Origin of the sequence: Streptosporangium sp. NPDC000563 (genome assembly GCF_040299985.1) — a bacterium.
Classification (GTDB): Bacteria; Actinomycetota; Actinomycetes; order Streptosporangiales; family Streptosporangiaceae; genus Streptosporangium.
The window spans coordinates 55,554-66,677 of sequence record NZ_JBEPDA010000006.1; the positions used below are offsets into that span (position 1 = coordinate 55,554).

Genomic DNA, 11,124 nt, shown 5'->3' on the forward strand with positions numbered 1-11,124 from the left:
CTTACGCGTTGCCGCCCGCGCCGACCTGGTAGCCCATGCGCAGCGAGAGCTGGTGAGCGGTCGAGCGGACGTTGTCGATGGTCGTGGCGATGAGCGCCGGCGTCTTGCGCATCTCGGGGATCGAGACGCTGATCGCGGCGCGGCCGCCTCCCCGGTGGCCGCTGAAGGGCGCGGCGATGCAGAACACGCCGGGGGTGTACTCGGAGTTGTCGGTCGCGTAGCCGTTCTCACGTACCTCGTGCACGGCGGCGAGCAGGTGGGGCAGCGACGTGATGGTCTGAGGGGTGTACTGGACGAAGCGGACCTCGGCGAACCGTTCCCCGATCTCCTCGTCGCGGAGCTGGCTGAGCAGGGCCTTGCCGATCCCGGTGGCGTAGGCCGGCAGCCGGATGCCGACGCGGGAGGCGAGGCGCAGCTGCTGGTCGGGGTCGACCTTGGCGATGTAGACGTTGTCCGTGCCGTCGAGCGTGGCCAGCTGGACGGTCTCGTTCAGGGTGTCCCGCAGCGCCTCCATGTACGGCAGCGCCGCCTGCTCCAGGTCGGAGACCGCGACGTAGCTCTGGCCCGCCTGCCACAGCCGGATGCCGACGCGAAAGCGCCGGGTCTCGGCGTCCTGTTCCAGGAACCCCCTGGTGGCCATCGTGACGAGCAGCGTGTAGGTGCTGCTCTTCGGGATCTCCAGCAGGCGCTGGATCTCGGTCAGGGTGAGGCCGTCGCGATGGTCGGTCAGCAGGTCCAGAATGGCGAGGGTGCGGTCCGCCGACTTGACAAGTGGGTTCATGGCGATGGAAGGCCGTTCATGTAGGTAAACCGAGGTTCGGCTAGTGGCACCTTACCCGCTTCGCTGACGGGTGGGGAAAGCTCCGGTCGACCGCCCGGTGCGGCGGTTCGCGCTCGGGGGACGCCCGGCTGTGCCGCTCGCTCCGCGCGGAGGTCCGCGTCCTCGACCGGCGGTGTCAGCGGGCATTGGCCCGGGCACGCAACGGCACCTTGCGGATCTTGCCGGAGGACGTCTTGGGCAGTTCCCCGAACTCGAACCTGTCCGGCGCCTTGAACGCGGCGATCCGGCCGCGTACGTGCGCGCGCAGCTCCTCCGCGGTGGCCTCCGCGCCGGGGCGCAGGGTCACGAAGGCGAAGGGACGCTCGCCCCAGCGATCGTCGGGAACGCCGACCACCGCCGCCTCCAGGACCGCCGGATGACTGGCCAGGGCCGCCTCGACCTCGATCGAGGAGATGTTCTCCCCGCCGGAGACGATGATGTCCTTGGCGCGGTCACGCAGTTGCAGGTAGCCGTCCGGATGCAGCACGCCGAGGTCGCCGGTGCGGAACCAGCCGTCGGGCGCGGCGGCCCGGGTGGCCTCCTCGTCCCGGTAGTAGCCGAGCATCACCGTGTTGCCCCGCAGCGCGACCTCGCCGATCGTCTCCCCGTCCCGGGGCACGTCCCGGCCTTCGGCGTCGAGGACGCGCATCGCGCACGAGACCAGGTTCGAGACGCCCTGGCGGGCGCGGAGCAGTGCCTGCTCGCCGATCGGCAGGGCCGACCACTCGGGCCGCCAGTCGCAGATGGCCGCGGGGCCGAACGTCTCGGTCAGGCCGTACAGGTGGGTGACGTCGAAGCCGGCCCTGGCGCAGCCCTGGAGCAGGGTGGGCGACGGCGGCGCGCCGCCGACCGCGACCGTCACCCGATGGCCGTCGGGTGACGCGGGGGCGGCCTCGACCAGGGAGATCAGCACCGTGGGCGCGGCGCACAGCATGGTGACCCGCTCGGCGGCGATCAGTCGCCACACCTGGTGCGGGTCGGCTCCGCGCAGGCAGACGTGGACCCCGCCGACGGCCGTGACGGCCCAGGGGAACGCCCAGCCGTTGCAGTGGAACATCGGCAGCGTCCAGAGGTAGACGGCCTCCTGGGTGAGGCGGAAGTGGGCGACCATGGCCAGCGCCTGGAGGTAGGCGCCCCGGTGGTGGTACATGACCCCTTTGGGATGGCCGGTGGTTCCGCTGGTGTAGTTGAGGGCCATCAGCGCGTGCTCGTCCGTCACGGGCACCCGGTGTGGCGCGGCGTCGGCGCGCAGCCGCTCGTACTCCAGCGGGCCCACGGCTCTCAGGTCTTCCAGCGGTTCGGCGACCGCCTCGGCGAGTTCGGCGAACTCGGGGTCGAAGATCAGCAGCCGGGCACCCGAGTGCCGGACGATGTGGCGCAACTCCTCCGCCGAAAGCCTGATGTTGAGGGTGAGGAGCACCGCTCCCGCGTACAGCACGCCGAAATGCGACTCCAGGAGCAGCGGGGTGTTGGCGGCGAGCACGGCGACGCGGTCGCCGGGGCGCACCCCCAGGGCGGCGAGCGCGCCCGCCTGGCGCAGGCACCGCTCGTGCAGCTCGCGGTAGGTCAGCCGGAGTGGCCCGTCGATCACCGCCGTGCGGTCGGCGTGGACCGCCGCGGCCCGGTCCAGGAAGGCCGTCGGGGTGAGGGCCTCGAAACTCAGACCTGCGACGACGCCCGCGTCGGGCGTCCGACTGACATGAGCCGACACGGCAACTCCGCCTCTCTGTGGGGCTTCGCGGCCCATTGTCAGGTGGGTTCCGTATGCTGTCAAGCTGTTCATATATGTGAACTTAATGGCCGGGCCGGGAGACGAACGACCCGGGTGCGGGAGGATCCCTCCGGCGGGCGGCGACGTTTGCCGGTTCGGGGTGAGGGCAGCCGTTGAGGTATCCGACGTGGCGTTACAGGAGGTCAGATGCTGCCCCGGAAGCAGAAGGTCGGCACGGTCGCGGTGATCGCCCACCAGAAGAAGACGTTCGGCGGCGGGCTTGACGAGCTGCGCAGGCTGCTCGCCGACGAGGGCGTCGGCGAACTGCTCTGGTACGAGGTGCCCAAGAGCAAGAAGGCGCCGAAGAAGGCGAAGAAGGCGCTGAAGGAAGGGGCCGACCTGGTCCTGGTGTGGGGCGGCGACGGCATGGTGCAGCGCTGCGTGGACGCGCTCGCGGGCTCCGGCGTCACGGTCGGCATCCTCCCGGCGGGGACGGCGAACCTCTTCGCGCAGAACCTGGGCATCCCCGAGGACCTGCCCAAGGCCGTGGACATCGCCTTCCACGGCGAGAGCAGGAAGCTGGACCTCGGAAAGGTCAACGGCGAGCACTTCGCGGTGATGGCCGGGGTCGGCTTCGACGCGGCGATGATCGAGGACGCCGATCGAGGGCTGAAGGACCGTCTGGGGCGGGTGGCGTACGTCTGGACGGGGCTGCGCCACGTCCGGGGAGAGCTCGTGCGGATGAAGGTCAAGATCGACGGCGTGACATGGTTCGAGGGGGAGGCGAGCTGTCTGCTGCTGGGCAACGTCGGCACCATCACCGGCGGTGTCGAGGCGTTCGACGACGCGCGTCCCGACGACGGATGGCTGGAGATCGGCGTGACCACCGCGGAGGGGCCGATCCAGTGGGCCCGCGTGCTCGGCCGGATGAGCGTGGGGCGGTCCGACGAGTCGCCGTTCGTCAGGATGACCCGGGCGCGCAAGATGACCGCCACGTTCGCCACTCCCATGACCTACGAGCTGGACGGCGGCGCCAAGGGCAGCGTCACCGAGCTCAAGGCCAAGGTCGTGCCCGGCGGAATCACCATCCGTGTCCCCGAGTCCGCCGGCTCCGACCAGCCGTGATCGTGGATCGCCGGCCAGGCCGACGACGATCGTGAGCCGCCGGCTCCGATCGGCGGTGATCGTGGGGCGTCGTGTACCGGTGTCGGCCCGCGCGACATTCGGGGGGCGTCCCGACGCCCCCCGAAACCCCCTTTTAGTTAGCATTCATGACAAATACATATTCGATATGGTTCATCGACTGATTTCGCTTAACGGGAAAGAGCGGGGCGATGACCGGGGAACACTGGACGGAGAACGTCGCCCCCGGCGGCGAACACGACGCCCCGCCGGGCCCCCGTAGGGACCCCGTGCCGGTCCTTTCCGCTCCGGCTTCACGCGACGGCAACGACGACAACGCCGCCGCCGACGCTGCCCGGGCCCGCCCGCGGACCGCGTCCGAGAGGCCGGCAGGGACCGTGTACGAGCTGTGATCGAGGTGAGGGTCTCGATCGAGATGGACCACCCCGCGGCCGACATATGGCGCATCGTCGCCGACTTCGGCCAGGATCCCCGCTGGCGTGCGGGCGTGACCACGATGGCGCCCGACCCGCCGGGAATCGTCGTCCCGGGCACCACCACCGAGGAGATGTTCCGTTTCGCCGGGGGCGTCTACTACATCAGCGGTGTGGTGACCTCGGTGGTGCCCGGAAGGGAGTTCCTCTGGCGGGGGACGTCGGGAATCGAGGTCGTGGGCGGCAGATCGGTCGTGCCCCTGGATGACGACCGGTGCCTGCTGACCATCTGGTTCCAGGTGAGGCCCCCGGGGCTGCTACGCCTGCGCGCTCCCATTCTCGGACGCATGCTCAGGCGCAAGCTCCAGCGGAACGCCCGCCGCCTCGGTGACCTGGTCACCTCGGACGCGTGACGTCGTCCACGGGCGGAGAGCGCCTCGGCGGCCCGTCGTTCACGCCGCCGGACCGTGGGTGATCGCCGCCCGCGGTGTTCGTCACGCCCGGGTGACCGTCATCTGCAGCTCGGTCACCCAGTTGTCGTAGTCGCCCTCGGGACAGTCGATGGAGACCTCCCGGGCCAGCCCGACACCCCGGTAGCCGTGCTCGTCGATCCAGTGGGCCAGCGTCTGGAACGTCGGGCCGACCTCCTCCATCGAGCCGCGGTGGATGATCGTGGCGGCCTGCTCGATCTCCGGCAGGTCCACGACGGCGAAGTCGTGGTCGTCGCTCGTCTCCGCGGCGACCTCCAGCCCGGCGTGCACGATCACCCGGCCGTCGGCCTCGGGTTCGTAGCGGGCGATGCCGTACCCGGTGACCTTCACGCCGGCCACGTCGAGACGGCGGCACAGCTCGGTGAAGAGGGGCTGGATGACGGGGCTTATGTCCTCGCCTTCGTAACTGGCCGCGACGGCGGTGAGTTCCGCCACGCGTGTCGAGGGGATCGGTTTGAGAAGGACCTCTTCCGGGTGCATGTGACCTTCCTTGGTGATCGTCGTGAGCCGTACCTCCACCCGGAGGAGCCTGGCCGTGTCCGCCGCGATCCGCTCCTCCAACTCGGCGCGGCGCAGCCGCAACATCCCGTACAGTTCCGCGGCGTCGACCCGCTCGTCCAAAATCGAACAGATCTGGCGCAGGGTGAGGCCGAGATCCTTCAGGGCGATGACGCGGTTGAGCCGGGACAGCTGGTCGGCCCGGTAGAAGCGGTGCCCGCTGTCCGGGTCGACATGGGCGGGCCTGAGCAGGCCGATCGCGTCGTAGTGGCGCAGCATGCGCACCGACACCTGGCCGAGCTGGGAGAACTCTCCGATACTGAACATGGTGCTTTCAGGTATAGGGGCTGACACCGTGTCAGCCGCAACCCCTCCCGGCCCTTCCCCGGGGGAGCGCCCGGAGATAACCGGTTGCCCGGCGGTTCGGCACCGGGTGAGTATGGCGACCATGTCGCTGCGTTTTCACGAGATCGCCGAAGGCGGTCATCGCATCCTCAACCCGTTCACCGACGACAAGCTCGCGCTGCTCGGCGAGGTCGCCAGGCTCCGGCCGGGAATGCGCCTGCTCGATCTGTGCTGCGGCAAGGGGGAGATGCTCTGCCGGTGGTCCCTCGCCCACGGGATCGAGGGGGTCGGCGTCGACATCAGCGACGTCTTCCTCGACGCGGCGCGCGCCAGGGTCGAGGAACTCGGGGTGGCCGATCACGTCAGCCTGGAGAAGGGCGACGCGGGAGCCTACCGGGCGGAGGCGGGCGCGTTCGACGTCGTGTCCTGTCTGGGGGCGACCTGGATCGGCGGCGGGCTGGAGGGAACGGTCAAGCTGATGCTCCCCGCGCTGAAGGACGACGGGATCCTCCTCGTCGGCGAGCCGTACTGGACCTCCGAGCCGCCCGCCGGGGCGTACGAGTCGTTCGGCTTCGGCCCGGACGACTTCACCTCGCTGGCCGGGACGTTCGACCGGTTCGAGGCGGCGGGGGTCGAGGTGCTGGAGATGGTCCTCGCCGACCCCGACAGCTGGGACCGCTACATGGCGAGCCAGTGGTGGACGCTGAGCGACTGGCTGCGCGGCAACCCCGACGATCCGGAGGTCGGGGAGGTGCGCGACTTCCTGGAGCGCTCCCGTCGCTCGCACGTCGAGTACGGCAGGCGATACCTCGGCTGGGGCGTCTTCGTGGTGCGCCGCCGTTGACGGCTACTGGCGGGTAGGAATAGGTTCCTGGAGACCGGCCGGTCGGTTTGTCCGAGGAGTGCCGGCTCCGCCCGGCACGAGACCGAGGGCCCCGACCGTTCCATCGACCTGGAGGCGTGATGACCGACGTCCAGCTCGCCCGTCAATCCTGGCGCCGCCTGGAGCCCGTCCACGGGATGATCTATTTCGTGCCCGAGGCCACCGAGCGCTACGCCGCGCTCGGCCTCGATGAGCGAGCCGGCTACTTCGCCTCCCGTGCCGCGGCCTTCGGCACCGCCTCCGCCGAGCTGGTCATCGCGACCTTCTACAACTTCCACCCCGCCCTGGTGCGGCGCGCCCTTCCCGCCGCGTGGCAGGTCACGACCCCGGAGAAGCTGCTCGCGGCCCGCCTCGAAGCCGCGGGAGCGGCACTGCGCCGGGCCGGGATCCACGAGATCGACACCCTCGCCGAGACGACGGAACTCGCCGTCCGCGCCGCGGAGAGGGCGTGCGAGCACCCCCAGGGGCGCCCGCTGTTCGCCGCGCACGCCGCGTTGCCCTGGCCCTCCGAGCCGCTTCAACGGCTCTGGCACGCCCAGACGCTGCTTCGTGAGTTCCGGGGCGACGGGCACGTCGCGACCCTGCTGGCCGAGGGCGTCGGCCCGCTGGACGCGCTGGTCCTGCACGCCGCGGCCGGGCACGTCCCCACGGTGTTCCTCAAGCTCAGCCGCGACTGGCCCGAGGAGGAGTGGGCCTCGGCCGAGGAAGGGCTGCGCGGACGCGGCCTGCTCGCCGGCGACGAGCTCACCGAGGAGGGCGCGGCGCTCAGGCAGCGGATCGAGGACCGCACCGACGAGCTGGCGCTGCCCGCGTACGCCGCGCTCTCCGACGACGAACTGGCCCGCCTGGCGGAGCTGGCCCGCGTCTTCGGCCGGACCGTGGTGGACAAGGGCCTGCTCCCCTTCTCCCGCTGAGCCCGCGAAAGGTCGCGCTCGCACGCGGTCACCTCCCGCCGGACAGCGGGGTCTTCGCTGGCCTTCCGCCAGGCGGGCCGAATCGCTTTCACCCGGTCGGCTCGCTTTCACGCGATCAGGTCGCTTTCAGGCGGTTGGGCGCCCTCACTCAGCCGGACGCCCTCACACGGCCGGGTCGCCGACCTGGCCGATGAACAGCGGGGTCAGCGTCGGCCGGTGGACGATCGCGAAGGCGAACGGGTGGTCGGCACGGACCTCGGCCTCCGGTGCGGGCGGGCCCGACACGGCGAAAGCGAGACCGGTGACGGCGGCGGCCTCGGTACCCCACTCGTCCACGGTGATGTTGGCGCGGTGGACCGCCTGGTCGAGGAGGGCTCCGTCGGTGATCCCCGAGTAGTCGGTCCCCCGCAGCCCCAGTCTCGCGAGCGGTTCCGCCAGATCCAGGCTCGTGGAGAAGTCCCACCGGGGCATGGCGAGCCGCACCGGCCGCTCCTCAAGCCCGCGCGCCACCCCCGCCATCACGGCGGGGGAGAGCAGGTCACCGGGGGAACCGCCCGCTCGCGGCAGGAGGACCCACATGGCCAGCTCGTCTCCGGCGTAGCGCAACTCCACGGCCTGCCAGCCGGGTCCCGCCGCGTACGGGAGGAAGCCGTCCTTGCGCATCAGGGTCGTGCGTGTCGTCGTACCGTCCGCGCGGGTGAAGGCGGCGCCCTCCTCCGGCGCGTCGGTGAACGGCACCGTCCAGTCGGCCCGCAGGTAAACGGCGTTGGCGATGACCAGCCTGGTCCGCGCGGGCAGGTCGTCGAACACCTTTCTGATCCGCCCCGCGGTCCGCTCCTCGGCCCAGGCGTTGATGACCTCCGTGGCGTCGCCGGTGAAGTCCACCTGGCGCACGCCCGTGCCGTACTGCGCCGCGAGCGTACGCAGGAACTCGGGCTTGACGTCCAACCCCTCCTGGGTGAACAGGTCGTTGGCGATGCCCACGACCGGTGGTTCGGGCGCGCCCGCCTGGGCGTCCCGCTCCGCGTCCGGTTCCGGAAGGGGAGGCGGAGCGTCGGTCGTGACGATCTGCCTGGTGAGCGCGTTGAGCGAGGTGTGCGGACCGCCTGAGGGGAAGCCGAAGACCGCGTCGAGTTCGGTGGCGGTGTCTCCAGCGGCTCCCGCCCTCGCCAGGCCGAAGGCGTAACCGATGCTCAGAGGCGACAGGACGGTGTTGGCCCCGGGTTTCGCGGTCGCGGCGAACAGGGCGTGCCCGAAGGAGGTCAGACCGCGTACGGTCTCCTTGATCGGAGGATCCTTCGGAGTCTCCCGTTCCACCCCCTTCGCGGTGATCACGCTGGAGGAGGTCATGGCACACGCCGAGAGGGCGGCGACGGCCAGCAGGGCGGGTAACAGTCGGCGCATGATCCTGAAACGTACGCCGCCGCCGGGCGGTTCACCCGGTTCGCGCGGGCTTCGGGTCGCATGCCGGGCGGCATCAGGTGATCGCGGCGAAGGCGCCGGCCCCGATGAGGGCGACGGCCCAGGCGAGGTCGAGGTTGAACCACGCCTTGCGGAGCACCGCCACGCCGAGCCGCTCGTAGACGACGAGGGCCAGAACGGTCGTCGTCACCAGCATGGACACCGTGTGCACCCCGGTCGTCAGCAGGCTCTGCGAGGCAAGCGCGGCGGCGTCGTGCCCTTCGTGACCCCCGTGCCCGCCGTGTCCACCGTGTCCGCTGTGCAGGGCGACAGGGAGCACCATCAGCCCGGCACCGTGAGCGGTGGCCATCAGGAACGACCACCCGGCCAGCTGCCACTTCGTCACCTTCATGCCGACCCAGCGGGGATGGCGCCGTCTCAGCAGCCGCCAGAGGCCGAACCCGCAGACCACGGCCGCCACGCCGTACGAGACCGCTTTCGGCGGGGCGGCCAGCCGGGCCGCCGACACCAGTACGAGCGTGATCAGCACCGAGCCCGCGTGGCCGAGCACGATGGGCGGCAGCGCGCGCAGCACCCCTTCGCGAGAGCGCTCCTGCAGCCCGAGCGCGACCGCGAAGAGCCAGCCCATGGCCGGGTTCAGGCCGTGGAAGGCACCGAGCCCGGCCAGGATGAGCAGGGACGTCAGATCCATCGGGTGTGCCTCGCGGGGAGTGGGAAGGTGTCGACGTCCGGTGGGAAGGTGGCCGGGATCACGGGAAGCAGTAGGAGTCGGAGGAGGAGTCGCCACCCTGCAGACGGATCTGGTGCGCGCGGCGGCCGTCGGAGGAGAAGTCGACGAAGAAGTCCGGATCGAGGGCGATCGAACCGTCGTCGGCGATGTCCACCTTCGCCATCCAGCCGGAGATGCCGTCGGGGTAGAAGACGTCGTCCCAGGAGCGGTAGAGCGAGTTGGTGAAATAGACCCGCCGTCCGTCCCTGCTCGCCTCGACCATCTGCGGCCCTCCGTTCAGCGCCCGGCCCCGAGCCGCCGGGTGGCCGTCACGCCTGGCGATCCCGCCGATCCGGGCCGAGCCGGTCTCGCGTGGCGCGAACGGGTCGGAGACGTCGTACGCCTTGAGCTCACCGGTGCCCCAGGCGGAGACGAGCAGGATGCGGTCGTCAAGGGTGAGTGAGATGTCGCTGACCAGCGGTGGCACCGCGCCGAACTGCTTGAGCGGCTCGGGCAGCAGGTCGGGGTCGGCGGGCTCGGCCGGGATCGTGATCGTCTTGCGCGCCTTCCAGACGCCGTTCTCCAGGTACCAGGTGAAGATGTTGGCCGACAGGTCCTCGACGTTGATCACGGTGTTGACGAAACCGTAGGTCTTGGTCGGGTCGTGGGCGGGGCGAAGCTCCAGGGCCATCTGGTGCTGGTCACCCAGGTCGATCTCCTGAAGGTGTCTGCGCTTGGCCAGGTCCCAGACGTGCAGCCGGTGGCCGTACTGTCGGCCGACCAGAAGCTCCAGCGAGGGTCCCGGCTCGATCTGGTTGGGTGTTCCCCACTCGCTGGAGATCATCGTGTCATGCCCGAGGTGCCACCAGAAGTCGTAGTGCAGCCGCTGTGTCCCCCGGTCGGCCTCCCAGCGGCCCTTCGGCTCGAAGGTGTCGTGGTCGAGGGTGAAGATCCCGCCGGGCGCGTCGCCGTCCACGTCGCCGAGCGCGCTGACGTAGATGGCGTCGGTGCCGCAGTGGACGGTGTGCGGGCGGCTGTAGCCGGTCTTCTCGAAGATCGTCTCCGGTTCGATCGTCTTGACGAGCTTGGGTCGCCGGGGGTCGTCCTTGACGTCGAAAATGTAGATTCTGCTGGACCTCAGACCCGGAAGGACCAGGTAGCGGCGCTCCACGTGCGGGTGGGGCGCGTACGGGCACAGGGCCGCGCTGCACACGTTCCAGCCGAAGTGGTGGAGTTCGTCGCCGGGGACGGACATGTCGTGCACGTCGGCGATCGCCCCGGTCGACAGGTCGATCGTGGCGAGCCCGTCGGGCCGGCCGTCGCCGGTCGCGGCGAGCAGTGCGACGTAGGCGAGTTCCTCCTTCGGGGCCGTCATGGCCTCACGGGCCGACGGGTAGAAGGTGGGGTCGGGCTGGATGAGTGCCACGGCGAACTCCTGAACTCGTAGCCGGAATCGGTACCCAACTAATCATGTAGGAAAACTGCCTGTTGTCCAGTGGTCATTTTGTGTGACCGGTGCGGACGGGGGCACCTCCTCACGGTCTCCTGGCCGGTGAAACGAGAGGGCCGCTCGCGCGACCGGAGATCTTCCCGTAGGGAGGCCGTCGGAGGTTTCGAGAGACTCGTGAAAGGGCGCCTAACAGGGGAGAGGTGGGGGGGGGGGGGGGGCCCCCCCCCCCCCCCGGGGGGGGGGGGGGGCGACGGACCCCGGGGGGGGGCGGCGCGGCGTCCGAACAACCGCCCGCATCCGAAAACAAAGAAACCACAACCCGGCA

11 protein-coding genes are annotated in these 11,124 nt (G+C 70.4%); 5 read left to right on the plus strand and 6 right to left on the minus strand.

The annotated features are described in order from the left end of the window. Position 1: 1 nt before the first annotated feature. Positions 2 to 781: an IclR family transcriptional regulator gene (locus tag ABT352_RS17400; protein WP_350945851.1), complete on the minus strand. Its 780-nt coding sequence runs from the start codon at positions 779 to 781 to the stop codon at positions 2 to 4. Positions 782 to 956: 175 nt separating this feature from the next. Then, positions 957 to 2,531, minus strand: a complete 1,575-nt coding sequence (locus ABT352_RS17405) for an acyl--CoA ligase family protein (protein WP_350945852.1) — start codon at positions 2,529 to 2,531, stop codon at positions 957 to 959. Positions 2,532 to 2,738: 207 nt separating this feature from the next. On the opposite strand from ABT352_RS17405, the gene ABT352_RS17410 reads away from it, so the two are divergent. The 3 genes from ABT352_RS17410 to ABT352_RS17420 all read left to right on the plus strand — a co-directional run bounded on the left by ABT352_RS17410 (position 2,739) and on the right by ABT352_RS17420 (position 4,500). Next, positions 2,739 to 3,656 carry a diacylglycerol/lipid kinase family protein gene (locus tag ABT352_RS17410; protein WP_350945853.1) on the plus strand — a complete coding sequence of 306 codons (918 nt, stop codon included), beginning with the start codon at positions 2,739 to 2,741 and terminating at the stop codon, positions 3,654 to 3,656. Positions 3,657 to 3,865: 209 nt separating this feature from the next. Then, positions 3,866 to 4,066, plus strand: a complete 201-nt coding sequence (locus ABT352_RS17415) for a hypothetical protein (protein ID WP_350945854.1) — start codon at positions 3,866 to 3,868, stop codon at positions 4,064 to 4,066. Continuing rightward, entirely contained in the window at positions 4,063 to 4,500 is a 438-nt protein-coding gene (locus tag ABT352_RS17420) for an SRPBCC family protein (RefSeq protein ID WP_350945855.1), read from the plus strand. Before ABT352_RS17415 ends, ABT352_RS17420 begins: the two co-directional genes overlap by 4 nt. Positions 4,501 to 4,581: 81 nt before the next feature. Here the strand turns inward: ABT352_RS17420 and ABT352_RS17425 are convergent, their stop codons facing one another. Further along, positions 4,582 to 5,403, minus strand: a complete 822-nt coding sequence (locus ABT352_RS17425; protein WP_350945856.1) for a MerR family transcriptional regulator — start codon at positions 5,401 to 5,403, stop codon at positions 4,582 to 4,584. Between the two features lie 121 nt (positions 5,404 to 5,524). Here ABT352_RS17425 and ABT352_RS17430 point away from each other — a divergent pair, with 121 nt between their 5' ends. Both ABT352_RS17430 and ABT352_RS17435 read left to right on the plus strand, forming a co-directional pair. Next, positions 5,525 to 6,265 (plus strand): SAM-dependent methyltransferase, encoded by a 741-nt coding sequence (locus ABT352_RS17430; RefSeq protein ID WP_350945857.1) that lies wholly within the window; start codon positions 5,525 to 5,527, stop codon positions 6,263 to 6,265. Positions 6,266 to 6,384: 119 nt separating this feature from the next. Then, the gene (locus ABT352_RS17435) at positions 6,385 to 7,218 is read left to right on the plus strand and encodes an SCO6745 family protein (protein WP_350945858.1); all 834 of its coding nucleotides are present in this window, start codon (positions 6,385 to 6,387) and stop codon (positions 7,216 to 7,218) included. Between the two features lie 162 nt (positions 7,219 to 7,380). Here the strand turns inward: ABT352_RS17435 and ABT352_RS17440 are convergent, their stop codons facing one another. From ABT352_RS17440 to ABT352_RS17450, 3 genes are all read right to left on the minus strand, one after another. Beyond that, on the minus strand, positions 7,381 to 8,622 hold the full coding sequence (locus ABT352_RS17440) for a serpin family protein (RefSeq protein ID WP_350945859.1): 1,242 nt from the start codon (positions 8,620 to 8,622) through the stop codon (positions 7,381 to 7,383). Between the two features lie 73 nt (positions 8,623 to 8,695). Continuing rightward, complete coding sequence (locus ABT352_RS17445; protein WP_350945860.1) at positions 8,696 to 9,331, minus strand: hypothetical protein; 636 nt, start codon at positions 9,329 to 9,331, stop codon at positions 8,696 to 8,698. Between the two features lie 58 nt (positions 9,332 to 9,389). Continuing rightward, on the minus strand, positions 9,390 to 10,775 hold the full coding sequence (locus tag ABT352_RS17450) for a selenium-binding protein SBP56-related protein (protein ID WP_350945861.1): 1,386 nt from the start codon (positions 10,773 to 10,775) through the stop codon (positions 9,390 to 9,392). Positions 10,776 to 11,124: the final 349 nt, after the last annotated feature.

What these genes read in the sequence shown, in the direction of transcription:
- ABT352_RS17400 (WP_350945851.1), bottom strand. Translation starts at nt 781, where the DNA reads ATGAACCCACTTGTCAAGTCGGCGGACCGCACCCTCGCCATTCTGGAC.
- ABT352_RS17410 (WP_350945853.1), top strand. Translation starts at nt 2,739, where the DNA reads ATGCTGCCCCGGAAGCAGAAGGTCGGCACGGTCGCGGTGATCGCCCAC.
- ABT352_RS17415 (WP_350945854.1), top strand. Translation starts at nt 3,866, where the DNA reads ATGACCGGGGAACACTGGACGGAGAACGTCGCCCCCGGCGGCGAACAC.
- ABT352_RS17425 (WP_350945856.1), bottom strand. Translation starts at nt 5,403, where the DNA reads ATGTTCAGTATCGGAGAGTTCTCCCAGCTCGGCCAGGTGTCGGTGCGC.
- ABT352_RS17430 (WP_350945857.1), top strand. Translation starts at nt 5,525, where the DNA reads ATGTCGCTGCGTTTTCACGAGATCGCCGAAGGCGGTCATCGCATCCTC.
- ABT352_RS17435 (WP_350945858.1), top strand. Translation starts at nt 6,385, where the DNA reads ATGACCGACGTCCAGCTCGCCCGTCAATCCTGGCGCCGCCTGGAGCCC.
- ABT352_RS17440 (WP_350945859.1), bottom strand. Translation starts at nt 8,622, where the DNA reads ATGCGCCGACTGTTACCCGCCCTGCTGGCCGTCGCCGCCCTCTCGGCG.
- ABT352_RS17445 (WP_350945860.1), bottom strand. Translation starts at nt 9,331, where the DNA reads ATGGATCTGACGTCCCTGCTCATCCTGGCCGGGCTCGGTGCCTTCCAC.